This is a genomic window from Streptomyces sp. NPDC007205 (assembly GCF_040634095.1).
Classification (GTDB): domain Bacteria; phylum Actinomycetota; class Actinomycetes; order Streptomycetales; family Streptomycetaceae; genus Streptomyces.
The window spans coordinates 39384-64973 of the sequence record NZ_JBEYEW010000020.1; the positions used below are offsets into that span (position 1 = coordinate 39384).

Annotated in this window: 16 protein-coding genes and 3 pseudogenes; 10 read left to right on the forward strand and 9 right to left on the reverse strand. The window is 70.7% G+C overall.

Annotated elements, in window-relative coordinates; translation table 11 throughout:
* The first annotated feature begins 12 nt into the window (after positions 1–12).
* On the forward strand, positions 13–429 hold the full coding sequence (locus ABZ624_RS28140) for a hemerythrin domain-containing protein (RefSeq protein WP_360094667.1): 417 nt from the start codon (positions 13–15) through the stop codon (positions 427–429).
* A gap of 757 nt (positions 430–1186) precedes the next feature.
* On the opposite strand, the pseudogene ABZ624_RS28145 reads toward ABZ624_RS28140, so the two are convergent.
* The 8 genes and pseudogenes from ABZ624_RS28145 to ABZ624_RS28180 all read right to left on the reverse strand — a co-directional run.
* Positions 1187–1642 (reverse strand): annotated as a pseudogene (locus ABZ624_RS28145) (DNA topoisomerase IB); the annotation flags it as partial.
* A gap of 239 nt (positions 1643–1881) precedes the next feature.
* Positions 1882–2907 carry an FKBP-type peptidyl-prolyl cis-trans isomerase gene (locus ABZ624_RS28150; RefSeq protein ID WP_360094670.1) on the reverse strand — a complete coding sequence of 342 codons (1026 nt, stop codon included), beginning with the start codon at positions 2905–2907 and terminating at the stop codon, positions 1882–1884.
* Between the two features lie 940 nt (positions 2908–3847).
* Positions 3848–4174 (reverse strand): hypothetical protein, encoded by a 327-nt coding sequence (locus tag ABZ624_RS28155; protein WP_360094673.1) that lies wholly within the window; start codon positions 4172–4174, stop codon positions 3848–3850.
* A 75-nt stretch (positions 4175–4249) separates the two neighbouring features.
* Positions 4250–10429, reverse strand: coding sequence for a DNRLRE domain-containing protein (locus ABZ624_RS28160; RefSeq protein WP_360094676.1), 6180 nt, complete (start codon positions 10427–10429; stop codon positions 4250–4252).
* Between the two features lie 728 nt (positions 10430–11157).
* Positions 11158–11877, reverse strand: a complete 720-nt coding sequence (locus ABZ624_RS28165; protein WP_360094679.1) for a TniQ family protein — start codon at positions 11875–11877, stop codon at positions 11158–11160.
* Complete coding sequence (locus ABZ624_RS28170; RefSeq protein WP_360094682.1) at positions 11874–12935, reverse strand: ATP-binding protein; 1062 nt, start codon at positions 12933–12935, stop codon at positions 11874–11876. Before ABZ624_RS28170 ends, ABZ624_RS28165 begins: the two co-directional genes overlap by 4 nt.
* Before the next feature lie 67 nt (positions 12936–13002).
* Positions 13003–13875 (reverse strand): Mu transposase C-terminal domain-containing protein, encoded by an 873-nt coding sequence (locus tag ABZ624_RS28175; RefSeq protein ID WP_360094685.1) that lies wholly within the window; start codon positions 13873–13875, stop codon positions 13003–13005.
* A gap of 441 nt (positions 13876–14316) precedes the next feature.
* Entirely contained in the window at positions 14317–15612 is a 1296-nt protein-coding gene (locus ABZ624_RS28180) for an APC family permease (RefSeq protein ID WP_360094900.1), read from the reverse strand.
* An 872-nt stretch (positions 15613–16484) separates the two neighbouring features.
* Between ABZ624_RS28180 and ABZ624_RS28185 the strand changes: the two genes are divergently transcribed.
* The 5 genes from ABZ624_RS28185 (at position 16485) to ABZ624_RS28205 (ending at position 21683) form a co-directional block, all read left to right on the forward strand.
* Positions 16485–17315 (forward strand): hypothetical protein, encoded by an 831-nt coding sequence (locus tag ABZ624_RS28185; RefSeq protein ID WP_360094688.1) that lies wholly within the window; start codon positions 16485–16487, stop codon positions 17313–17315.
* A complete protein-coding gene (locus ABZ624_RS28190) occupies positions 17312–18793 on the forward strand; it encodes an NADH-ubiquinone oxidoreductase-F iron-sulfur binding region domain-containing protein (protein ID WP_360094691.1) in 1482 nt (493 codons plus the stop codon). Before ABZ624_RS28185 ends, ABZ624_RS28190 begins: the two co-directional genes overlap by 4 nt.
* 720 nt (positions 18794–19513) lie before the next feature.
* The gene (locus ABZ624_RS28195) at positions 19514–19966 is read left to right on the forward strand and encodes a response regulator transcription factor (protein ID WP_360094694.1); all 453 of its coding nucleotides are present in this window, start codon (positions 19514–19516) and stop codon (positions 19964–19966) included.
* Entirely contained in the window at positions 19963–20208 is a 246-nt protein-coding gene (locus ABZ624_RS28200; RefSeq protein ID WP_360094697.1) for a winged helix-turn-helix domain-containing protein, read from the forward strand. The genes ABZ624_RS28195 and ABZ624_RS28200 overlap by 4 nt, the downstream gene beginning before the upstream one ends.
* A 314-nt stretch (positions 20209–20522) precedes the next feature.
* Positions 20523–21683 (forward strand): HAMP domain-containing sensor histidine kinase, encoded by a 1161-nt coding sequence (locus tag ABZ624_RS28205; protein WP_360094700.1) that lies wholly within the window; start codon positions 20523–20525, stop codon positions 21681–21683.
* A gap of 287 nt (positions 21684–21970) precedes the next feature.
* Here the strand turns inward: ABZ624_RS28205 and ABZ624_RS28210 are convergent, their stop codons facing one another.
* On the reverse strand, positions 21971–22249 hold the full coding sequence (locus ABZ624_RS28210; RefSeq protein ID WP_360094703.1) for a hypothetical protein: 279 nt from the start codon (positions 22247–22249) through the stop codon (positions 21971–21973).
* A gap of 12 nt (positions 22250–22261) precedes the next feature.
* Between ABZ624_RS28210 and ABZ624_RS28215 the strand changes: the two genes are divergently transcribed.
* The 4 genes and pseudogenes from ABZ624_RS28215 to ABZ624_RS28230 all read left to right on the forward strand — a co-directional run.
* Complete coding sequence (locus tag ABZ624_RS28215) at positions 22262–23209, forward strand: FAD:protein FMN transferase (RefSeq protein ID WP_360094706.1); 948 nt, start codon at positions 22262–22264, stop codon at positions 23207–23209.
* On the forward strand, positions 23206–23946 hold the full coding sequence (locus tag ABZ624_RS28220; protein WP_360094709.1) for a ferric reductase-like transmembrane domain-containing protein: 741 nt from the start codon (positions 23206–23208) through the stop codon (positions 23944–23946). Before ABZ624_RS28215 ends, ABZ624_RS28220 begins: the two co-directional genes overlap by 4 nt.
* 184 nt (positions 23947–24130) lie before the next feature.
* Positions 24131–24517, forward strand: a pseudogene (locus ABZ624_RS28225) (hypothetical protein); the annotation flags it as partial.
* 25 nt (positions 24518–24542) lie between these two features.
* Positions 24543–25570, forward strand: a pseudogene (locus ABZ624_RS28230) (glycosyl hydrolase family 65 protein); the annotation flags it as partial.
* Positions 25571–25590 lie beyond the last annotated feature (20 nt).

The following is a 25590-nucleotide window of genomic DNA, read 5'->3' on the forward strand; positions in this document are numbered from 1 at the left end:
CGACAGCTGCCGGTGACCACCGGCGCCTCACCTTTCAGGGAGCTCGCAGGGAGTGACAGCGGCATCATCGAACAGCTCGCGGCGGACCACCGCGGGATCCAGAACCTGCTCGACCGGGTGCGGTCCGCTCCACCCGGCAGCGACGAGCGCACGTCACTCGTGGAACAGGCCAGCTGCCGTCTGGTGAGTCATCTGGTGGCGGAGAAGGAGCGTCTGTACCCGCTCGTGCACCGTTACGTCGTAGACGGGGACAAGAGGGTGAACGCGCTGCTCGCCGTCGACGAGGACATCCAACGGACGCTCGAGTCCCTTGAAGCAGTACCGGCACGCAGCGAACGGTATGTGCATCTCTTGCTGTGCCTCGTCTCCGCGTCACCGAGCACGTGGTCGAGCTGGAACAGCGGGTGTTCCCCCGCCTGCAGGCCATGAGCCCCGCCGCCGTCCTGCGCGAAGCGGGGGCCGGGACACGCCACGCGGAAGCCGTCGCACCCACCCGGCCACGCCCTGACGCGCCTGACTCGGCCGGCCCTGGCCAAGCTCACCTCCGCCGTCTGGGGCCCTGGGACCGTCTGCGCGACCGGCTGGGACGCCGCGGGCTGCAGTAAACCCGCGGTCGCGCACACGCCCGGATGACAAACGATGCCAACGGCTGCGCCGGCAACGCTGAAGCTGGGCGTCACGTGGACCGAACCCAACCGCCATGCGCTCATGAACCGGGCGGGCGACGCGGGGTAGGGGCAGGGGGCAGGGGCATGCTACGGATGGGGACGCTGTGGCCTGGACACGGACAACGAGCCTCGGTGCAACCAACAGACCGCCGTGCGCAAAGCGTTGCACACGACCAGGTTCGCGCGTAGCCCTGCGACGAACAACGGGGAGAAACCCGGCCTGCCGCCCGCCGCCCCTGGGCCCGAGTCCCTCGAACGATACGCGCAAGCGTCTGGGGCCCCGGCCGCCTCGCGCACCGCCGACTGCGCGGGCTGCGTCGACCAGCGGGCCCTCAGCCGGAGATCCAGCCAGTCCGACGAGGATTGTCCTGCACCGGGGCAGTCGTGCAAGCCGCCACTGACCTGGAGGAAGCGGAGCTGACCTGCCAGGCGGGGCTCACCCGGGCGGACCCGCGTCTGCTGTGAGAGCCACCAGGTCGGCAGTGACAGCCGGCTCTGCTCCAGGTAGCGTCCGTTTCTCACGTGCCTTCGGGTGGGTGTCCGGTGCGGAGCATGCGCAGCACGGCGCGTTCGACGGGTCCCTGGGTCGCGGGTACGCCGTACGCACCCTCGTCACCGAGGTGCGGGAGCGCGGCGACGACCGTCCCCCCTTCCTCGTACAGCTCGACCACTCGCGGATTGATGTAGGACGCCCGGCAGACCGCCGGGGTGTTGCCGAGATACCCGGCGACCTCGCGCGCCGCCCGGGCGACGGCGCGGCGGCGGGCGGACTCGCTGCGCGCGACGGGCTGGGAGACGGCCAGCGCGACGGCGGCCATGACGGTGGCGTGCCAGGTGCGGAAGTCCTTGGCCGAGATCTCCAGTCCGGCCAGCTCCTTGAGGTACGCGTTGACGTCATCGCCGCTCACGTCATGCCAGGCACGCCGGTCCCAGTACGCCAGGAGCCGGTCACCACCGCCCCGGCGCCGCTGCAGTCCAGCTGTAGATCGTGATCTTGTGAGTGCCTGGACTGGCGCGAGGCGTCGCGTCGTGGGTCATCTCGACCTTCTCGCCGACTTCGAGCGGATGGACCCGTGGGAGCGGTAGAACGTTCCCCATCGCTGCCCTGCGGCACGCCCAGACACAGGTGATGGATGTCATCACGGGTGCGCACTGGGCGGCCTTCGTGCTGCAGGGCTGGTCGACTGGATGAGTGGCCGGTCCCGGCATCGCCTCAGACGGCGGCGAGGATGTCGAAGACCGAGATCACCGTGGCGCCGGGTGCCAGGCCCTTCGGGGGATGCGCACCGTACGCCAGCTTCGCGGGGATGACGGCGAGCACACGGCTGCCGACCCGCCTACCGACCAGGGCACGGTCCCAGCCAGCGATGACGTTGCCTCGGCCGATCACGACGGGCAGCGGGCCTCCGTCCGCGTGGGAGCTGAGGAAGAGGTCCGCCTCGTCCTTGCCGCGAGCGGCATCCCAAGCAGCCGAGGAATGCTGCAGGACCAGGGTCTGCCCGGCCTTCACCACCGGGCCGGTGCCGTCCACCAGGCGCTTGACGACCAGGACCTTGGGGGCCGCCTGGTCGGGGACGGCCAGGGTTGCGGTGCCGTCGCCCTTGTTCATGTGCACCTCGGGCAGCGCATCGGAGACCGAGTGCTGCTCGCCGGGGACGAGGGCGTGCGCACCGATGACGTTCAGGATGTCGACGGCGAACACGACCGTGTCCTTGCCGGTGACATGGAGCCGCGCGCTGCCGGTCGTCCCGTACGCGGCCGCCGGGGGTGCGACGACCAGGACCCGGCTCCCGGCGCGCCCACCTTGCACGGCCCGGTCCAGGGCAGGCAGCGTCGCGCCCCGCCCGACGGCGAACACCTGCGGCCGGGTCCCCTTGCCGTACGAGCCGGGAAGCGCCTTGCCGGTGCGCCATACCTTGGCTGTGTAGCGGACCACGGCGATGTCGCCAGTGTGTGCGGCGAGTCCCCGCCCCGGCGTCTGCGGCGCTACGACAAACTTGCCGCTCGGCGCGGACCTGGGGAGGATGATCTCGGCCGGGTGTCCGAACTGGCCCGCGATGGTGGGCAGTACGGCGTCGGTGCGCACCGCGGCAGGCTCGGGCCGCGCGCGCACGGAAACGGTGGGGGCTGCGACCGGCCGGTGCCAGCCGTCCGGGCGGGCCTTGCCGGATGAATGATCGCTGCTGCATCCCGTGAGCAGAAGGGCGGGAGCTGTCAGCAGTGCTGCGAATCTGCGCATTTCTTTCCTGTCTTCCGTCCTTTCAACCCGCGGCGAACGGGCTGAAAGGAGGCGGCAATACAAATTTCGACAAATAGATCCGTCCAGTCTTGAAGGCGCGGTCATAAGGCGCGCCAGCTTCTCTGGACGACTGGCGTGGGTTCGAATTTCACGGCCATGCTTTATTTTATTTGCTCATGTAGCTATTAGTCCGACGGTCGCCGCTACGACACACACCACAACTCGGCAGAGAGCTCGAATCTTTCCACGCCGCCGCAGTCTTCGCCGCGCGAGATACCAAGTCGCATCGCGTATAGTTTCGGATTCCACCTGCGACCAAAGCGAGTCCGGCACCCATGGAGAACCAACCCCATGAGAAAGGGAATCTATTCAGTCGAGAGAGCGTTTCGGTAAGGTTCTCGATCTCGCCGACCACCGGATCGATGATCTTGAATTGCTTCCTCAGGTACAGGCGCGATGAGGCCACGGTGGCGATGGAGGCGACGTAGGTGATTACGGTGGCGGCGGAACCAGAATCGATCATCATGTCCTCATGGTGTCACCGGGGCAGGACTCTTGTTCCGCTCGCGGCGAGGTAATGCACTTGCCCCTATCGACCGCGACATAACCTGTGAAGCAGAGGAGGGACGCGGCAAGGGCTAGACCCCTACCAGGCAACTCCGGGGCCTTATTACATCAACGTGACCTCGGACGGGACGCTGCAGCTGTCCAAGCCGTAGCCGCCGATGGGGCACATCGTCGACTTCAAGCAGCACTGGTGTCGGCACGGGGAGTACCGAGTGCCGACACCAGTCCCTCCTCTACGTTCTAATCAGACCGCCCATAGCGGATGGCGGCTGAGTCGTCCTTCAGATTTCTGTATTCGTCGAAGACAGACAGGGGCTTTGCTGCTGTCCAGATGGAGTTGGACTGTGGTGCCCGCCTTGGGTGTCGTTACCGCTCACCCTGTCCGTTCACTGCCCGTTGCGTAGTACCGCGAGACGTAGTCTTTCGGTGGCAGTGTGCTCTCCCGCATGAGGGAGAACACCTCGGCGCCTTCCCCGGGCGCCCCGTCGATCGTGTAGGCCTCGGCGAAGCGGACGTACTCGACGTCGTCGAGGCCCTCGCAGTATTCCGCGGCTTCGGCCTCGGCGCGCTCGATCGCCTCGTCGGGCGAATGGGCGGTCCACAGGGTGATGCGCTCCTCGTAGACCTCCAGCGGGCCGTGACGGAAGATGCATCGGATGCCGTACCAGGACGGATCGTTGGGTTCCGAGCCTGCTGACATGGCGGGAATCCTTTCTCGCTGTCGGTGTGCGGGGTCCTGATGGTGGGCCGGCCGGATCGCCCGGCCCACCGGGGATCAGGACAGTGCCCAGAGCACCGCGGCCACGATGTCCACCTCCCAGAAGACGACCAGGGTGACCACGAGGGCGATGATGAAGGCAAACAGTCCCAGCGCCTTCAGTACCACCCGCAGGCTGTCCGACTGCGAGCGGTTCTTCTGCTGGTTGCGGCTGCCCGCGTACTTCTCGGCCTGCTCCAGCTTCTTCTTTGCCGACTTGTACGCCTTGTGGTCGTACGGCCGCCCGTTGGCCCTGTCTTCGAGGGCCTGCTTCTCCTTGTGGTTCAGGGACGCGGGCTTCCTGGAAGCCCGACCGTCCAGGTCCAGCTGGTTGACCGGGTCGGCCGGATAGACGTAGGCGTCGTCGTTGCCACCCAGGACGGGGTCGATGGACAGGAAGCGTCCGATGGCGGGGTCGTACAGCCGTACGCCCATCAGGACGGCCCCGGTGACGGAGTCCGCGGAACGCTGGGCGGCACCGAGCCAGCCGTAGCGGGCCGTGGCGGTGTCGCCCTCGGCGTTGCCGTACTCGTCGTAGGACTGGGCGACCGCCGACTGGGTGTCCAGCGGGAGCCGCACGGTCACATCGCCGTGGACGTCGCTCATCTGCAGCACGGCGGAGCCGGAGGCGCCGGTGATCGCATCCAGTTGGCCGTCGATGCCGCGCACGTCGCGGGTGATCGTGCCGCTGGTGTCCTCGGCCGTCCAGCTCGGGCTGTCGCCGTCGGCACCGTAGTGATTGGTCCTGGAGCCGGTCTGGGTCCAGGTACCACCGCTGTTGGACTCGGTGGTCCAGGAGGCGAGACGGTCGGCCGCGTCCAGGCTCCAGGTCTGCCGGCTGGTGCCGGAGGTCTGCTGCCGGACGAGGTCGTTGGCGTAGTAGCCGATGGTCGCGCCGGACGACTGCGTGGTGGTGCGGCCGAAGGCGTCGTAGACCGTGCCGGAGGTGACCAGCCGGTCCCCGCTGTCGTACGAGTACGAGGTGGTCGTCGCGCCGGTCGAGGTGCAGGCCGCGCCGACGCTGGCGGTCTGCGTGGCGAGCGAACTGCGGTTGCTGTCGCCGTCGAAGGTGTAGTCGCGGCGCGTGCACGCCCCGCTCGGATCGGTGTCGTCCGCCCGGGTCAGGCGTCCGGCCGCGTCGTAGGTGTAGGCGCGGGACCGGGTCTGGCCGGTGCTGTCGGTGTCTGTGACGGCTTGGCCCTGGGCCGATCTGTCGACGCTGTCGGAGGCGACGACGGTGCCGTCGCTGTCCTTGGTGTAGACCCGGGAGATCTGCGCGCCGGTCTCGTCCTGGGTCAGGGTGAGCGTGTAGCCGCCGGGCAGCTGCTCGGTGGCCAGTGCGCCGTCCGCGTCGTAGGTGGCGTTGAAGGTGCCCGCGACGGAGTCGGCGCGGGAGGTCTCCACACCCCGCGGGTCCTTGGTGGTGTCGTAGGTGAAGGTGGTGGTCGACGGAGCGGAGTCGGTCACCTTGGTGGGCCGGCCGAGCGCGTCGTACTGGGTGGCCGCGGTGTTGCCGCTGCCGTCGTTGTAGGAGATCTCCCGTCCCAGCATGTCGGTGACATGCGTGATGGTCTGACCGCCCGCCGTGACGGTGGCGACGTCACCGCTGTCTGGGTCGTAAGCGGTGGTGGTGTCCGGAACCGCGGTGCCCACCCCGCCGGTCACCGACACCAGGGTCGGACGCCCGGCAGCGTCGGAGGTGGTCGTGGTGGTGCGGGTCGTGGAATTGGCGGTCTCGGTCAGCTTGGCGGTGTTGCCCCACCGGTCGTACTCGGTGGTCCTGGTGGGCAGTTGGGTGGGGTTGGTGCCGCCGAGGGTGATGTCTCCGGCCGGTCCCGCCGAGCACACCAGGTCCGCCCACTCGGGGCGCCCGTTGCACGCACCGGTACCCGTCGCCGAGTAGTAGGTGGTCACCGTCGCACCGGCGTCGTTGCCGTTCGACTTGGGCAGGGTGGTCTTGATGACCTGGCCCTGGGCGTCGTACGTCGTGGTCCTGACGAGGTTCAGACCGCCCGGGTCGTCCGTGATGGACGTCGGCAGGCCCTTCACCCAGTCGTACGCCGTCTGCGTGGTACGGATGTCGCCGTCTGACGGGTAACCGTCCACGTAGGCGCCGACGGTGACGGTGGTGGGCTGGTTGGACACGGTGGCCGTACCGTCGGTGGGGCGGCCCTCGTCGTACGCGGTGACGGTGTGCCGGCGTGCCGCCGCCTCGCTGCCCGCGGGCAGGTCGGTGCCGCCGGTGCCGGCGTGCAGGACACCGGTCAGGGTGGCCAGGTGGAGGGGACCGAAGCTCTCCAACTCGCGCTGCCCGTCGCTGGAGTACACGGACGTGGTGGACAGCCGCTGCGCACGGTCCGCCGTGGACAGGCCGTTGATCCCGAGCAGGGTCAGCTCGGTCAGTCCCGGACCGCTGGTGGACAGCGCCAGCTCCCGGTTGCCCGCGGTCAGTTCACGGACGGTGTCGCCCAGGTGGTCGTACTCGGTCACGCTCAGGTGCCCGCCCGGGGTGGAGCTGTCGACCTCACGGCCCGATGCGTCCACGTAGGAGACCGAGGCGCGGGTGTAGCTCGCCGCGGTCAGGGCCGACCCGGTGTTCGACGCGGGCACGGCGTCCGGCGGGAAGACCGCGGTGGCGTCGGTGGGTACGTCCGTCTGGCCCCAGGCCGCGACATCGGTGGCGCCCACCGGGTAGGGAGCGTTGGTGCCGGTCAGCGGTACGTCGTAGACCATGCTGGTCGTGGCCGTGCCGCCGTCGGTCTGCGTCTTCGAGCCCGCGACCAGGGTCGGGCGGGAGGCGGAGAGCAGCATGCCAGGGCCTGCGGTGGCCGCGTTGCCGGCCGTGCCGTAGGTGAAGGTCCACGGCAGCTCACCGGGAGGCGTCAGGGTCACGACCCGGCCTGAGCTGTCGTAGGTGTAGGCGGTCTTCAGTGCCGGCGAGACCCGCGGGTCCCAGCTCTCGCGGAGCCGGCCCGAGTCGTCGTACGCGTACTGGGCGATCGCCGTCCCGGTCGCGGAGCCCGCGCCCGGGACGGTGGACCACAGCTTGATCTGCGAGACCTGGCCTGCGTAGTCACCGAACACCGAAGATGTGGCCGTCGTGGAGGTGGCGTACACGTACTCAAGGACGCGGCAGCCCTTGGTGGACGGCATCGTCGCACAGGTGCCGGCCGTCACGGCCGAGGTGGGCGCGATCACGTACTTCGGGCGGGCCAGCGTCAGCGAACCGTTGACGACCTTCTCCGAGACCACCGTGGTGGTGGAGTTGCTGGTCGGCAGGGAGGACGACGACACCTGCCACGTGGTGGCGGCGGGGTCGACCTTCGCGAACGTGGTCGTCGTGCCGTCGGTGTCCTTCAGGGTGAACGAACCCGTCAGAGACCCGGTCAGGGTCAGGGCCTCCGAACCCGGCTCGCTCTTCCAGCCACCGGTGGAGGTGGCGGTGAACCCGGTCTCGTTGCCGTCCCCGTCCACGACCGCCACCGAGGTGGAGGAGGTCTGCCGGAGGTAGGCGTAGTCGGAGTCGGCGAGGTCCGCGGTGGTACCGGACGTCCACTGCGGGCCGAAGATCGCCACCTGGCCCTGGGCATCAGCGCCCGCGGTCGGCTTCCGCGACGAAGCCGTACGCGTCACGTCCATCCCGAACGCCGACGCATCCGTCGCCGACAACGCGTAGTCACCGGTCAGGTCGTTGACCGTACCCGGACCGACCTTTTCCGACGGCGCCGTGCCCGCGTTGCGGTCCACGGTGACCGTCGACACCGGCGAGTAGCCCGTCGTGGTGCCGTCGGTGAACGCGGCACGGATGTCGACCGGGCCGTCCTCGGTCAGCGACGTGGTGATGTTCCACGTCAGCGCCGGCGGCGCACCGTTGGGAGCGGCCAGCGGCCAGGCCGTCACCGGCGAGCCGTCGCTGTTCTTGGTGACGCCCGCGAGCGGCACGTTGAGCCAGCTGTCGGTCTCACCGCGGCGGTACTGGTAGGTGACCCCGGTGTAGGTGGGCTTGCCGGTCGCGGACAGGGCCACGCGCCGGGCGGGCCGGTCGCCGTTGCCGGGGCTGAGCAGCGCGGCACCGTCCGCGCCGACGCCGAAGGAGTACTTGGTGTTGGTGGCCGACAGGTTGCCGCCGGAGTCGATGGTCTGGGCGTACAACGTGTGCCAGCCGTCGGCGGACGTGATGGAGGTGGTCAGCGGGTCGCCGCCGGTGCCGTCCACCGTGTCGTAGACGCTCTTCGCCATCGCCGGGTCGTCCAGGCCCCACTTGAAGCCCTGTCCGTCCGTCGAGGTCGTGTCCAGGGTGCAGGTCACCGCCCCGGGCGCCTTCGCCGACCAGGTGTCCTGCGGGTACGGGGGACAGCTGATGGTCGGGGCCGCGGGCAGCCCGGTGTTCAGCACGAACGTGGTGTACCCGGTCCAGGATCCGTAGTCGGTGGAGTCGTAGCCCCGCACCCTGAACCGCAGATGCGAGCCCGCCGGGAAGGCGTTGGCCGAGGGGATCGCCAGGGTGGCCGTGGAACCGGACGCCACGCCCGCGCTGGTCGCGGTGTAGGTGTAGGTGGTGTCGTTGTACGCGGGGTCCGGGGTCACCTCGAACTGGGCCTTGACCGTGCCGCCGTCCGCGTCCGTCACCTTCGCCGACAGGGTCGGCGTCAGGGAGGTCACGTACCGCTTGCCGTTGTAGGCGTTCACCGCGGAGGGCGAGACTGCGGTCGCGGTCGGGACGGCCGGGTAAGAGTTGTAGGTCACCACCAGCTTCGGTGCGTACCCGGAGGTGGTGTAGTTGGCCGAGCGGAACCGGCGCCAGGTGGTGGAGTCGGTCTCGTTGGCGCTCGCCAGCTGCAGACCGTAGTTGACGGCGCCGTTGGCCCAGTCCTGCACCATGGCCTGCAGGTTCCAGTTCGACCAGGCACCGGGGCAGGAGGAGTTGTAGCCCCAGTGCCCGCTGTTCGTCGCCTTGTTGGTGGTCGTGGTCGTCGGCTGGGCGCCCCAGGTGATCGACGAGGAGGACCACGAGGAGGTGATCCGCTTGGCGTCCGTGGTGGCGCCCGACGTCGAGCAGGTGGCCGAGTAGTAGTTGTAGAGCGACATCGTCGCCGACTGGATGTGCTTGCCCGTGAACGGCGACACGTCGAACTTCAGATACGACCGCGCCACGTCCGTGCCCGCGTCGTACGTACCCGACTTCAGCTCCTCGGAGGAGACCTGCGAGTCCGGGTAGTCGGGGTTCTGCACCCACGTGTCCGTCGTGACGGCCAGCGTGGATGTGGGGTCCACGGTCACCGGATAGGTCGCGGTCGCCAGAAAGTCCTTGTCCGGGGTGAGCACCAGGGTCTGCGAGCCGTCCGACGCGGTCTCGATCGTCGTGGCGACCCGCTCCTGGTGCGCCGACTCACCGGAGGCCTTGTCCTTGGACGCGTCCCACATCATCGGGGCCGGCGCCTCGGCCACGAGGTCACCGCCTGCGTTCTTCAGCAGCAGGTGCCCGGAGTCCGCCTGGGACAGCTTCAGCCTGTCCAGGTTCAGCGGAATCCGGTAGGACACCGTGTCGTTGCCAGGCTGCTGGGCGAGCTCGATGTTCTCCGAGAAGCCCTGCGCCAGCGCGGTGACCGACAGGGTCTGCCCGCTGCCCAGGTTGTAGGAGGCCGTGTCGCCCTTCACGGACGGGGTGGGCAGCTTGTCCTGCCAGCCCAGCCCGAAGGACTCCTTGCCCTTGGCCACCGAGGCCAGCTGGGTGTCACCGCCGTCGGACACCGCGATGTCCGCGGCCGTCGCCGTCGGCGTGAGGTCGGCGCCGGTGTCGGACAGCGAGGTGTCGATGTCCTTCCAGGCCCCGTCCCGCTTGACGCGGATCGGCCCGGCGTACGCCTCGGTCTGCAGGTCCCCGCCGGGCAGCGCGTACGTCGTCGAGTCCGCCGTCCGCGCCGACAGCACCTCGATCTTCCGGTTCTGCAGACGGGCCATCAGCACCGCCGACGCCTCGTCCTGCGCCTCCGCAGGACCCGACACCGTGGAGGAATCGGAGGATGTGGACGCGGATGCCGTGGTGGCCATACCCGCGGCGAACGCCATCCCGGTGTCCTCCGCGACCAAGGCGGTCTCCACCGCCATCGCCAGCACCACACTCATGGCAATCTGCCGCAGCCGCCGGGCCTGTCTCTTCTTCTTCGGTCTGCCACGAGTCGCAGGTCTGTGACGCATGATCAGCTCCCTCCCTGACACTCCGCGATACGGAGCCAACAAAACGGACTGATCTTCACAGGAGGTATACAGCTCACCCATGACAGGTACACGGTAGGTTCACGCTAAGTCCAAGGAATCACCAAGGCGCATAAAAAGCCGCTGCACTGGTCGACCTCTTGTGACATCCCTATTGATGCTTTTCATGCACTTCAGGCCCGTTGTGGCTCGACGCCGGAGTCACAGATGCGTTCCCTGGCCCGCTTCAAGGCTTTCCCAAGAGATGACAGAAGAAGTGGAGCAACGGGTAAGAACTCGTCAAAAGCCCTGGTGAGCCAACTTGCATACCTGTACAGCCGAGCCTTGACAGTGCCCAAATAATTCGCGCACTGGCTACCCCCGCCTTGCATGTCACGCCACAGCCGGGGACTCCCGGGAATGCCCACATCGCGGACCGCATGGGCACACCGTCGGCCCCGGCCCGGCGCCGCCCCCTTCCCTGCAGGACGGCGCCGGGGCCGACCTCCGTCTCCAGCCCGGCCGCCACATCGTCGGTGGCCACGGTCCGCAGCGGGCGGCGGCCGTTCTCATCGAGCTGGGCGAGTTCGTGTTCGTAGTCGACCGTGATCGAGCCGTAGTAGTTGACCGCCGGGCTGCGAGCCGGAGAGATGTGCGCCAGGACCTCGGCGTCCACCTCGCGACCGGCGCCGCGCAGTTCGTTTCAGCGCCCGCCAGGCGAGGGCGTAGATCTAGCGCAACGCCAGCGCGGCAGGCTCGGGATCGGACACCCCGGACTGCAGCAGGGCACGCACGTGCTGCTGGCCTGCGAGTATCGGCCCGTTCGGAATCGGCCTGGGGTCCGGGACGGAGGTGTCGGCAAGGCGGTGGCGGCACCGTAACAGCGTGCTGCCGTGAGCTGCCGCCGGGACAGGGCGTGAGCACAGTCCCGGGGTGGCCGGTCCCCGGTAGGACGGGCCGTGAGGCAGCGGAGGATTCCCGCAGGCCGGACACACCTCCAGCAGCAGGCAGCGGTGCTGGGAGCAGACGTAGATCCACGGCAGCCGCCATTCCAGGAGCCACCGGTGCGCGTTCTGCCTGAGGCATTCGGGGCAGTAGCGGCTGCCGGCCCCGCTGCGGCTGCCGCCGCTGCGCCGCCAGCAGGGCGGCCGCCGCAACTCTCGGGACCCGCGGCCGAGAGTGACCGCCAGACCATCGAAGGGCTCCAACGTCATTGCCGTCAGTTGTGCCGCGTTCAGGCCGGTGGCTGCGGCCAGCGCATGTCGCTCCGCGGGGGTGAGGCAGGTGACCATTTGCGCTGGCCGTGATCCGGTCAGGCCCAGTGCATTCAAGAAGTCGCGGGTGGAGACGCGCAGGCGGGCTGCGTACGAAGCGATCCAGCTGTCCACGGCCTCGCCGGGCAGCGGCGGCACCACGATGGGAAGCCGGTGCGCCGTCCAGGCCGCCGTCATGCCGTCCTCCTCCGGGCATCGGCTATGCCGGGGCGTGTGGTCAGCAGGCCCGCGTCGATCGCCGAGGCGAGCTCGCGGCGGGCCTCTTCGGTAGCGGCGTCGTTCGTGACCTGATCAAGCAGCTCGGTGTCGAGGCGTTCGTGTCCGGTGCGGATCGCGCGCAGGCAGCCGCGGTTGATCAGAGCCATCAGGGAGGCGAAGTGCCCGGTGGAGCGTACGTAGAGATAGTCAGCGAGGTCGTCGGCGAGCATGCCGGGATACGTGTCGGTCAGGACCAACTGCCGCTCGATCGTCTTCAGAAGGGTGCGCCACTGATGGCGTCCGGTCTCGTCTTCGACCTGGAAGGGCAGCAGCGTCAAGGGGGTGGTGCGGCGCCCGAACTGGGCGAGCAGGGTCTCCTCGGGGGAGAAGCCCTCGCGGAGGATGCCGCGTTGCTGGACGCCGACGCCGACGTAGATCAGCGTGACAGGGAAGACGTTCGACAGGTACTTCAACTGATTCGCCATCCGCACCGAGTTGGACTGCGAACCGGCCAGGAAGTGCACGTCGTCGATGATGATCGCGCATGTCTTCAGGCTCAGGACCGCATCCACAGCACGTTCGGCCAGGGTGTCGGCGTCCCCGGTTGTCGGCAGCCGGTAGAAGCGGCAGATCGCCGCGTTCAGGCCGCGGATCTGCGTGTTGCCGCTCAGTGCGATGTAGATGACCGGGACGCGGCGGTGTCCCTCCGGGGTCGTCTCTCCCCGCAGCGCGATCTGCTCGCGGTACAGGCGGCGGCCGTAGGCCCGCACCGCCGCGCTCTTCCCGATACCGGGACAGGCATCCACCAGGGCGGCCGGTTTGGTCTTGTCACCGTCGTGCCGGTTGGCCTCGACGATCTCCGCCAGATCCTCATGCAGCTTGAGCAGCTGTGGGGTGTGGATGGGGCCGATGTTGGCGTGCCAGACCGCGCGCCGGTCGTTGTGGCGCAGCAGCTCGCGCGGGGAGAGTCCGGCCAGCTCGGCCCGGGTGAGCTGTGGGGGCTGCGTGCGGTCCGGTCGGTGACCTCCTGCAGCCATCCCGGCAGGCGGGTGGGCGAGTACTGGCGGTCGTCGCCCACGAACGGCTCCATGCCGATGGCCGTCCTCAATGGCTCTTCCAGACGTCGGCGTAGTAGTCCTCCTCCTCGACCAGGGCCCCACCTTCCTCATCGCCGGGGAAGTCGGCCGTGCACTCACCGTCTTCGTCATCGTCTCCGCCCAGGGCGGCCTCTGTCGGCGGGACCGCGTGACGCTCCGGCCGGCCCTCACTGCTGTCCCCGGGCGGGATACTCAAAGCGGCCAGTCGTCGCACCGACGGCAACTGCGTTACCTCCTCGCGCTCGCCCGGGGGTGCGTCCTCGTCGTCGACCATCCGCAGCCGCTCCTGCGACAGCCGCACCGCCATGCGCCGCTCGGCCCGGTCCGCGGTCAACCCCGCGCCCCACCGCTCCAGCAGCTCGACCAGCGCCCGCTTGGTGTCGGGGAACCGGTGCGTCTTCGCCGCGATCCTGCGGGCGTAGACCAGCGCCTCCCGGCTGACTGGCCCGTTCAGCGCGGCCGCATGCTCCCAGACCAGCGTGTGCCACTGGCGGGTTGTGGGGTCCTGGAAGTAGACCTTGGTGATGTCGCCGCGATCGACTGCGATCGGCCACTTGCCTGCGTTCACCCCGCGATGCGAGCTGGGCCGGTTGCGGTAGGCGTTGAGCGCGTCGCCGTTGTAGCGCAGGCCGTTGATCTCTACCCCGTAGTGCTGGATGGTGGTGCGTTCCTCCTCCAGGAATTCCAGCGCCAGATGCGGCCGGGCAGGGATCCGCAGCGGGCCGGCCCGGGTGACGCCGTGCTCGAACATCTCCAGCGGGCTCAGCTTCAGCCCCGGGACCTCCGGGATCGCCAGTCCGCGGTGGTGGCGCCGGTGATAGATCTGCGTGATCCACTCGCGGATGATCGCCTCGAGTTCATCGAGGAAGAAGTACGACAACTCATTCGATCGGGGCTAGGAGCTGCGGTTTTGCCTAGTCCGCGCGCCAAAAGTCAGCACCGAACCAGCACCGGAATCGGACCGTGCTGACTGAGGACTTCCGAGTCGATCCGCGGAAGTACGGGTCAGGTGGATTCCCGGACCAGCCAACGTCACTCACGGTAGCGGGCAAGGGGGTTGGGCCGGCGCCAACAACCATGGGACGGCACGGCACGTTATCGGGCCCGGTAGCAGCGGCGCCGTTCCGCTGGGCGTCTACACGGCTGAGGCAGCTACGCGGTCGCTGGCGAACGAACCGCGCTGGAAAGGGTGGCGGGTCCGCTCGACACCCGCCGTGCCACCGGTTCAGGCGCCGACGTCGGTTGTGCGGCCCCGTTTCCCCTCGACCGACAATGCTTGGCCGATGTCATGCAGCTGCCTGGCTCCCCGAACCGACCCTGATCATTTCTCAGACACGCCTTGGTCAGGACCCGCGACGGGCCCCGCCTTGCGGCGTACCCCGTATGCAGCGGCCCCGAGGGCCAGCACAGCCACACCCCACCCCACCGACGAGACGGGCAGAGTGAAGGCCAGGACCAGGCAGCCCGCCAAGCCGACGACCGGGATCGCGCGGAGCGGTCGGTTCTCCTCCGCCGTCAGCGTCCAGGCGGAGGCGTTGGCGACGGCGTAGTAGACCAGCACACCGAACGAGGAGAATCCGATGGCGCCGCGCACATCGGTCGAGGCGGCCAACACCGCGACCACCGCTCCGACGGCCAACTCGGCACGGTGCGGCACATTGAAGCGCGGATGGACGGCGGACAGGGCTTGCGGCAGATGCCTGTCCCGGGACATCGCCAGCGTCGTACGCGAGACCCCCAGGATGAGCGCCAGCAGCGAGCCGAGCGCCGCCACCGCGGCCCCCACGCGCACCACAGGCGCCAGCCCACCGACGCCTGCATGCCGGACCGCCTCGGACAACGGCGCCGCCTGGTCCGCCAGTCCTGTCGGCCCCAGCACCATGAGCACCGCCACCGCGACACTCCCGTACACGACCAAGGTGAGGCCCAGTGCGACGGGGATCGCGCGCGGAATCGTGCGCGCCGGGTCTCGTACCTCGTCGCCGAGGGTGGCGATACGGGCGTAACCGGCGAAGGCGAAGAACAGGAATCCGGCTGCCTGGAGCACTCCGGTCACGGACGCGTCAGCCTCGACGTCCAACCGCCCGGATTGCGCCTCCCCCGAGGTCAGACAGGCCACGACCACGGCCGCGAGCACCACCAGCACGACGGCCACGATCACCCGCGTCAGCCACGCCGCCTTCTGTACGCCTACGTAATTGACTGCCGTCAGCGCGATCACGGCAGCCACCGCGACGACATGCGCGTGCCCCGGCCACACGTACGACCCGACGGTGAACGCCATCGCCGCACAGGACGCCGTCTTGCCCACCACGAACGCCCACCCGGCGAGGTAGCCCCAGAACTCGCCCAGCCGCTCCCGGCCGTACACGTAGGTCCCACCGGACTGCGGATACCGCGCGGCGAGGCGAGCCGAGGACGTGGCATTGCAGTACGCGACCACGGCGGCAATCGCAAGCCCCACCAGCAGGCCTGAACCCGCCGTCCGGGCGGCTGGCGCCAGGGCGGCGAAGATCCCGGCGCCGATCATCGACCCCAGGCCGATGACCACGGCATCGAACACACCGAGCCGCCGCTCCAGCACGGCTGCTTGCCCGTTCCGCGAGTGCGGGTCCACGCGGCCTGCCCATCTGTCGTCCACCGATGTCGGGGCACGATAACTGGTGCCCATGAACGTGAGGGCGGCCTGTGCCGTACACAACGGAGAGGGCGGTATCAGCCGCGCGCTGTCTGGCCTCGGGGAACGGCCCGAGGCTCGCACCGGCCCCCTATTACCTGGGGCACGGCTCGGAGCATACGGTCGAGGCCGGGTGGCCCCTGACCGTGGCCGCGGCGGCCCACTGGCCCCGACGACTGCCTCATGGTTGCTGCGGCACGACCGTGCGAGGCTTGGCTGCAGGCAGAGCGGGAGACGCCGGGCGCCGTCGCCTGGGAGGCGACGATCACGAGGCGTGTACGGGAGGATCAGCGAACACGGACTCCGCGCGAGCCCGAGCCTCCAGATCTGAGGGAGCTGATCGCCCTGCGATCGCCGTGCAACCCAGCCGCCGGTCGATCTGGTCGCGAAAGGCGGTGGATGCGTCCGGTTGGCAGGGGACCAGGTAGGTCGTGCGCGCCGCGGGAGCGTCACGCAGCCAGCCGATGATCTGGCCCCTGTGCCAGGCGATCGCCTGCCTCTTGGGCACGGCCCATGGCTGTCGCGCGGTGAGCCTGGTCACGCCGCTCCCGGCGTCTACTACGCACGGTCGTGGGTCCGAAATGCCAGGCGGCACTTGAGAAAGCGGCGCCGCTGCCGCACTTAGCTACGGTCGTAGGCCGTATCAGGGACCTTTGTCATCAAGCCGGTGTACAGGCTAACGATGGCCCTTGTCGTGCAGTGCCGCCGGTGCCACGCTCCCCGGCGGTGCCTTTCCCGATTGGGCATTCGGAATCCCGATCCCGCCCCGCCACGGGCCGGCTGTGACCCGAGCGCAAGGAAGAAGGTGCCCCATGTCCAGCGTCGTCCTGCTCGCCCGTCCTGCGATCGGCGTCGCGTGGACCGGAGTGGCCGGCCGGATGATGGCCTTCCTGGACTACTTCGCCGGTGTCTTCACCCTGCTCTCGCTGACCGCCGTGGTCACGTGCGGGCTCGCCGCCACCGACCGGCTGGTGCTGACTCCTCGGCTGCGGGTGGCCGTGCAGTCGGTGCACCGGGCAAGCGCTGTCGCGGCGCTCGGCTTCCTGGCCATCCACATCACAGTCAAGGTCGTCGAGCGGCACGCCGCTCCGCAGACGGCGGTGGTCCCCTTCACCGGCGGTGCCGCCCTCGCGGTGAGCCTGGGCACCCTCGCCGCCGACCTGCTCGTCCTGATCACGGCCACCGGCGTGCTCCGCGGCCGGTTCGCCGGCCGCCGCCCCTGGCTGTGGCGGGTGCTGCACTCGACGGCGTACGCCTGCTGGCCGGTCTCACTGGCGCACGGGCTGACGGCGGGGCGCAAGGCGCACGCATGGGTCTTCTGGGGCTATGGGGTGTGCGGGGCCCTGGTGGCGCTCGCACTGTTGGTCCGTGCCCTGTCCTACGTCGGCCGCCACCGGAGTCTGAACAGGCGTCGGCGCGGCGCCAAGGCGTACCGGCCCGCCGCTGTCCGCCCGGCAGCGCTGGCCGCCCTGGCCGCGCGGTCCGCCACCGGCGTCCGCCCGATCGCCTGGGCCGCCCGGTCCGCGGCACCGACGGCGGCTCGCCGGTCCGCGCGGAGTGCCGGCCTGCCCAGCCAGCCCAAGCACGCCGCGAGACCAGCGCCCAGGCCGCTCCACCTGGCCCGACCGGGGAGCAGCGAGTGAGGAAGGCCCCGCTGGAGCTGCCCGAGGTGCGCCGGCTGGATCCGGCCCGGCTGACTGCCGGCCTGGACCGTCACCAGCGCCTGGACCTCGCCGCCCACACGCGTGTCCACCCGCCACTCCGCCAACCGGACCGGGACGGTCTGCTCGCCCTGGCCGAAGCCGTCCACCTGACCGGCCGCGGTGGCGCCGGCTTCCCGTTCGCCCGCAAGGCCCGGGCCACGCTCGTCGCCGCCGACCGCACGGGCGCGCCGCCGGTCATCGTGGTGAACGGCGCGGAGGGCGAACCCGCCAGCGCCAAGGACAAGATGCTGCTCGCCCGCGCACCGCATCTGGTACTGGACGGCGCCTGCCTGGCCGCGACCGCGTTCGGCGCCGAGGAGATCGTGATCGGCGTCGCCGCGGGCAGCCCCGGCGAGATATCGGTCCCAGTCGCCCTCGCCGAGCGTGATCTTCCCTGCCGGGCCCGGACCATATGCCTGCCCGAACGCTTCGTCTCCGGCGAATCCGGCGCCCTGATCCGCGGCATCAACGGTCTGCCGGTGGCACCGGCGCCGCTGAAGGCCCGCGCGGCCGACGGCGGAACGGGCGGGGTGCGCCGCCGTCCGACGCTGCTCTCCAACGCCGAGACCTGGGCCCAGCTCGCCCTCGCGGCCCGGCTCGGCCCCGACGCCTACGCCGCCGTCGGAACCGCCGCCGAACCCGGCACGATCCTGCTCACCGTCAACCGGCCAGGCGCCGACCCGCTCGTGGTCGAGGTCCCTGCCGGCACGCGGCTGGGCCCCGTACTGGACGCCTGCCGCCTCCGGCCGGGCGCCGGAGTGCTGGTGGGCGGCTACCACGGCGCCTGGCTGCACCCGTCGGACGCCATCGACGCGCCGCTCTCCCGCGCCGGCCTCGCCGGCCTCGGCGCCACCCTCGGCGCGGGCGCGATCGCCACACTCCCCGACGACACCTGCCCGCTCGGCGAGACCGCGCAGGTCGCGGCCTGGCTGGCGGCCGAATCCGCCGGCCAGTGCGGACCGTGCAAGAGCGGCCTGCCCGCTGCCGCCGAGGCCTTGGCCCTGCTGGCCGCCGGTGCCGCCGACCCCGCGGTGCTGGAGGACGCCCGGCGGAGCCTCGGCGCGGCCCAGGCCGGTGGCGCCTGCTCCCACCCGGACGGCACGGCCCGCTTCCTGCTCACCGCGCTGGACGTCTTCTCCGGGGACGTCGACGCGCACCTGTCCGGCCCCGGCTGCGGCCGTCCCGTGCGCGGCGTACTGCCCCTCCCGCCTGCGAAGGGTGCCCGGCTGGAGGTGGACTGGTCCCGCTGCACCGGCCACGGTCTGTGCGCCGTGCTGGCCCCCGACCTCATTCGGCTCGGCCCGCACGGCTACCCCACCTCCACCACCATCCCGGTCGCCCCCTGGCAGCAGCACGACGCCCGCCGCGTCGTCAACCAGTGCCCGGCCCTGGCAGTGCGTCTCCGTCATCGCGCGTGACGCCTCCCCGTGCCCCCCTCGCGATGGTCGGCGCCGATGCCGTGGCAGGCCGGGCGTGGCCCCGATCGCTGGTCGGCGAGGTCCGCGCGGAATGTCTTCGCCAGGCAATGGACGGCTGAAAGAACGTGGCCGTGGCCGCACACCGTTGTTTCGTCTGGCGAAGCAAGCCGCGTGCCAGGGAGCGGAGGGTGCCCCCGGCGGAGGGGTTTCCGCGCTGTGACACGCAACGATGTGGATCAGAGGTCAGGACGCTCCGGTCGTCGTCTGCGCCGGCTGCGTGGTAGGGGCCGGAGCGTTGACCGGGGCCTGCGGGTGGGTGCGGGAGGGGTGCTCGACTGTGCCGGTTGCCGGTTCGGAGACCTCGGCAGCACGTGGGTGTAGCCCGCTCCGAGTAGAAAGGCTGCGGCCGTCGCGGCGGTGGCAGACCGACGTGTCGCGATGCCCACCCGCCGAAGTCCGCGTTCGCGCCGCCGTACCGGGTCGGGGTCTCCTGTGGGGCCGGGCATGGGCGGACCTCCTTCAGGGGATGGCGGTACCGCGAGGCGATCGGGCCAGCCCGCGGACGCCATGTGCTCAGCCTGCATCGCGCGGCGTCGGAAGGCCGTTCAGGAAAGCTTCAGATGCGGCAAAGGCCGGCGAAAGCGCCAGTTGATGGCGTGCCTGTCCTGTCCACCGCCGGTCCGGAAAGCCGTACGAGTCGGTCGGCCTACGCTTGGTGCCGTGGAAGAGGAAACCGACCCTCGGGCTGATCCCGACGCGCTCACCGTGCTGGTTGTCGAGGACGGCCCGGGGCTCGCCGGGTCACTGGTACGCGGCCTGGATCGAGCCGGGTACCGGGCGACCAGCGTCGGCACCGGCCTCGATGCGCTCACCCGCGTACCGACACCCGACGTCGTCCTGCTCGACCTGGGCCTGCCGGACGTGGACGGCATCGAGATCTGCCGCATGCTGCGGCGCCAGTCGGACCTGGCGATCATCGTGGTGACCGCTCGCGGCGAGGAGGGCGACCGGGTCGCCGCCCTGGACGAAGGCGCCGACGACTACCTGGTCAAGCCCTTCGGGCTGGCGGAGCTACTGGCGCGCATCAGGGCCGTGCTGCGCCGCATACGCCCGGCCGGGCCGGAGCTGCTGGCCCACGGCCCGCTCGTCGTCGTCCACGCACCCGTAAGGTGACGGTCGGCGGGGAGGAAATCTCCCTCAATCCGAAGGAGTTCGACATCCTCCAGTGCCTCGCCACCGATCCGGGCCGGGTCGTGACGCGTCAGGAGATCCTGGAGCGCGCCTGGGACGCCCACTGGTACGGCCCCACCAAAGTGCTGGACGTTCATATGGCCGCGTTGCGTCGCAAGCTGGGTGTGCCGGGCCTGGTGGAGACGGTCTACGGGCGTGGCTTCCGCCTGGGTGAAGTCGGCTGACGCGCTGTGACCCGCCGCATCGCGCTCAGCGTTCTCGCCTTGATCACCGCGGTCCTGGTGCTGGCGGTGGTGCCGCTCGGACTGATCATGACGCAGCGCGAGCAGACCTCATTCCGGGACGAAGCGGCCGCGAAGACCAGATCCCTTGCCTCGGCGGCCGAGGAGTACCTGTCCGACCACAGCCGGACGCACCGGCCCGAAGCCTCGTCGCGGAGGCCCACGAGCGAGGCGACTGCGCGACCGTCTACGACAGGACGGGCCGTGTGCTGCTCTCGACCCCGTGTTCCGATGTGTCCGGGGATGACTCCGCGCGATTGGCCACCTCCGTCCTCGCCCGTCCCGGCACTCGCGTGCGCCAGGACGATCAGTGGCTGACCACCGCCGTGCCGATCGGTGACGCGTCGGACGCCGTCGGGGTCGCCGTCCTGAGCCGGTCCACCGATCCCCTGCACGACCGGGTCCTGGCGATGTGGGGCTGGCTCGCGTTGATCGGCGTCGGTGGCCTCGGCGCGGCCGTGCTGATGTCGGTGCTGCTGGCCCGCTGGGTCGGTCCTCCGCTCCGGGTGCTGGACGAGGCGGCGCAGCGGCTGGGCGAGGGGGCGCTGGACGTGCGGGCGCCGGCCGGGGCAGGACCGCCGGAGGTGCGCCGCCTCGCGGCGACGTTCAACACGATGGCCGGGCGCACCGAGGCCCTGGTGCACGGGCACCGTGCCGTGGTCGCCGATGTCTCGCACCAGTTGCGCACCCCGCTCGCGGCGCTCCGGCTGCGGCTCGACCTGCTCGCCGCCGAGGCCGAAGGGGACACGGCGGCCGAACTGACCGACGCGCAGGGCGAGATCGCCCGCTTGTCCCGGCTGGTGGACGGCCTGCTGGCGGTGGCCCGCGCCGAGAACGCGGTGCCTCGGCCAGTGCCGGTCCGGGTGGACCGCGTCGTGGCCGAAAGGGTCGCCGCCTGGGAGCCCGTCGCGACCGCAGGACATGTCAGGCTCACCGCCGACTGCCGCCCCGGGCTCGCCGCCTTCCTCGGCGAGGGCGATCTGGAGCAGGTACTCGACAACTTGATCGCCAACGCCCTTGACGCGGTGCAGGAGGGCGGTCGCGTGCTGATCAGCGGCAAGCGGCAGGGCGGAACGGTGCAGCTGCGGATCGTCGACAACGGCCCCGGGATGTCCCAGGCCGCGCGGGACAGCGCGTTCCGCAGGTTCGGCAACCCCGAGGCGAGCGGCACCGGACTGGGCCTGGCCATCGTCCATCGACTGGTCACCGCCAACGGGGGCACCGCCGAGCTGCTGGACTCGCCCGGAGGCGGTCTCACCGTGGCACTGTCGCTGCCCGCGTCCCGACGCGGGCAGCGAACGCAGCAGGGAGTCCGAGTCCGGCGGTACGCGGACGCGCGACGCCTGAGCCCGTTACCGCTCGCGGCCCGTCCGACCGCCCGCCGGCCTCAACCGGAAACCTCTTTTCAACGGCCCTGACCCGCGTGTTTGTCCTTCTTTGCGGGTTCTGAAGGATTCCTGAACCGGATCCCGACAGACGCCTGCGCAGGCTGGTGGATGGATACCCACAGGTGTGGCCGCAAGCTGCCGAGTGCTTCACGAGGGCACACCGACGGCCGAGGAGGAACCATGTCCCACCCCGACCAGCCCGCGTCGGCCGGTGCCGTGCGTCGACGGGAGCGCGGCCTGCGCCGGGTCGGAAGCACGACCCGCTGGGTGGCCGCCGCGGCTGCGGCCGGCTGCGTGGCACTCGCAGCCGGATACGCCTACGCCCTGCCCGGGAAGTCCTCAACCACGCCCGGTAACACCACCCAGCCGTCGACTCCCACGCCGGCCCCGACGCCGAGCGCACCCGCCGCCACGAGGACTCCGTCGCACTCGGCGGCCCCGACCAGGACCTTGGCCCCGACCGTCCGCCCGGCACCGCACGCGACCGCGTCGGAGCAACGGACGACTCCCGTCGTGCCGCCCGCCACACACCCGGCCGCACCCGCACCCACCGCCGCGAAGCCCCCGGCACCGACTCCGCATCCGTCGCACACCACCTCGGGTGCGTCATGACCGCCACCGCCGCACGTCCGGCGGCGGTCTCCTTCCCCGCGCTGGGCACCACTGCCTCGCTTCTCGTCGCCGGCCCGGGCGCGCTGGACGCGGCCCGTCAGGTCCTCGACGCCGAACTCGCCGCCATCGACGCGGCGTGCAGCCGCTTCCGGCCCGACTCGGAACTGTCCCGTGCCAATGCGGCGGCAGGCGCCGCCGTCCACGTCAGTGCCCTGTTCGCCGAGGCACTGGACGTGGCGCTGCACGCGGCTGAGGTGACCGAGGGAGTCGTGGATCCCACCGTCGGAACCGCCGTGACCGCGCTCGGCTACGACGTCACGTTCGCCGCGCTGCGCCCGCAGGACGTACGCCCCGTACGCCTCGCGGGACCCGTCGCGGGCCGACGGGCGGTGGAGTGGGACCGGGTGGCCCGGCGGCTGCGGCTGCTCCCGGGCGTCGCACTCGACCTCGGCGCGACCGCGAAGGCCCTCGCCGCGGACCAGGCCGCCCGTCGCGCTGCCGAGGCGGCGGGCTGCGGGGTCCTGGTCAATCTCGGCGGGGACCTCTCCGTCGCGGGCCAGGCCCCGCCGGGAGGCTGGCGGATCGCCATAGCCGACGGCCACGCGACGCACGACACCGCGGACCGGCCCACGGTCAGCATCACGGAGGGAGGACTCGCCACTTCCGGCACCACGGTGCGCACCTGGCGCCGCGGCGGCCGCCGACTGCATCACATCGTCGATCCCGCCACCGGCGACCTACCCGCCACCGTCTGGCGGACCGTCAGCGTCGCCGCCGCCAGCTGCGTGGACGCCAACACCGCCAGCACCGAGGCAATCGTCCTGGGGGAACGTGCCCCGGACCGGCTTCGCCGGGCGGGACTGCCCGCACGGCTGGTACGCGTGGACGGCACCGTCGAGCGGGTCTGCGGCTGGCCCGAGGACACCCCGGGGGGTGCCCGGTGACCGGACTCGTCCCCCTCGCCGCCGGCCCCAGTCCCCTGTGGTACGCGACTCGGGCCGGCGGCACCGTCGCCCTGGTGCTGCTCACCGCGACCGTCGCGCTCGGCATCGCCGTCGGAGGCCGGTACACGCCACGGCGGCTCGCCCGCTTCGAGGTGAGCGCGCTGCACCGCAACCTGTCGGTGCTGACACTGGCCTTCCTGGCCCTGCACATCGTCACCGCGATCCTCGACACCTTCGTCCACCTGGGCTGGCTGGTGACGGTGGTGCCGTTCACCGCCTCCTACCGCCCGTTGTGGCTGGGGCTGGGCACGGTCGCGTTCGACCTGCTGCTCGCGGTCGCGGCCACCAGCGCCGTGCGGCTGCGCATGGGGCAGCGGCGGTGGAAGGCCGTGCACTGGCTGGCCTACGCGTCATGGCCCATCGCGCTGTTCCATGCCGCCGGGACCGGCACCGACACCCGGCTGACCCTGCAACTCGCCTTGTACGCCGGGTGTCTCGCCCTGCTGGTCGCCGCCGTCTGGTGGCGCTTGAACCGGGCGGGCCCGGGCCGGGTGGCGGTGCGGCTCTGCGCAGGGGCCACCGCCGCGGTGGTGCCCGTGGTGCTCACGGCATTCCTGAGCTCCGGGCCGCTGCAGCCGGGTTGGGCGCACCGCGCGGGCGGTGCCGCGCCCGCAGCCAAGGTCGCCGTACACCCTGCGCCCACGCCGACCGATGACGACGAGGGAGGGTCCGAGTGACCGACGGACACGCAACCCTGCTGACCACCACCGGGCGTGACGGCATGACGGGCCCGTACGGCTCCCGTCTGCTCCACGGCTGGTACGCCACCGGCGCCCCGGCCACCTTGGACGAGCACTCCACCGGTACGGCACGCCGCCGTTCCCCCGCTCGGCGGACGATACCGCCCGGCTGGTGCGCGCGGTGGAGGACGCGGGGCTCACCGGCAGGGGCGGCGCCGCCTTCCCCACCGGCCGCAAGCTGCGCGCCGTCGCCGGCGGCAGGGGCACCGCCGTGGTGGTCGCCAACGGCATGGAGAGCGAACCGGCCAGCCGCAAGGACGAGACACTGCTGGACCTCGCCCCGCACCTGGTGCTGGACGGCGCCGCCCTGGCCGCCGCCGCGGTGGGGGCCGACGTGGCACACCTGTGTCTCCCGCGGACCAGGCAGCGCCAGGCACACATCATCCGGGAAGCCGTCGAGGAACGCCAGAGGATGGGCCTCGACCCGGTACCGCTCCAGGTCCACCAACTGCCCCACCACTACGTCTCCAGCGAGGAGACGTCGTTGGTGCGCTGGCTGAACGGTGGCGACGCCCGCCCGCTGGCGACCCCGCAAGGGCGCGGAGATGCTGCTGCAGATCGCCCGCTTCTGGGCAAGTCTCGCGGCCTTCGACGCCGAGACGGGCCGTTACCGCATCCGCGGCGTCGTCGGCCCCGACGAATACCACGACGCCTATCCGGGTGCCGCCCTGCCAGGGCTGGACGACAACGCGTACACCAACGTCATGGCTGCCTGGGTCATCGCCCGGGCCCTGACCCTCCTGCGGCACCTCCCGCATGGCGCCGTGAGGAACTGTTCGATCGCGTCCGGCTGCACGGCGACGAGCTGCCGGAGTGGGAGGAGGTCTCACGGCGGTTGCGGGTGCCGTACCACCAGGGCGTCATAAGCCAGTTCGAGGGCTACGACGACCTCGCCGAACTCGACTGGGACGCCTACCGCACGCGGTACGGCACCATCCGGCGGCTGGACCGGATCCTCGAGGCGGAGGGTGACACGGCCAACCGCTACAAGGCGTCCAAGCAGGCCGACGTCCTCATGCTCGGCTACCTGTTCTCTCCGACCGAGCTGCGAGAACTCTTCCGGCGTCTCGGGTACGAGCTGGACGACGACATCTGGCGCAGCACCGTCGACCACTACCTCCAGCGCACCAGCCACGGCTCCACGCTCAGCGAACTCGTTCACGGCTTCGTCCTCGCCAGAGCCAGACGGGCCGAGGCATGGCGGTACGTCCACGAGGCCATGGAGGCGGACATCGCCGACATCCAGGGCGGCACGACCGGCGAGGGCATCCATCTCGGCGCCATGGCCGGGACCCTCGACCTCGTCCAGCGCGGCCTGACGGGACTGGAGCCACGCGAGGACGCCTTGTGGCTGAACCCCGTGCCTCTTCCGGCACTTTCCGAGTACGGGTTCTCGCTGCGCTACCGCGGTCACTGGGGTGTCGGGATACGGCGTCGCAGCGGACAGCTGGAGATCTGTGTGCCCGACTCGGAGCAGTCCCCGATCCGCGTGGTACTGGCCGACCGCGCCGTGACCATCGCGCCCGGGGAGACGTGCACGCTCGTGCTGCCGGAGAGTTGATCCGTCGAGCGCGGAACGCT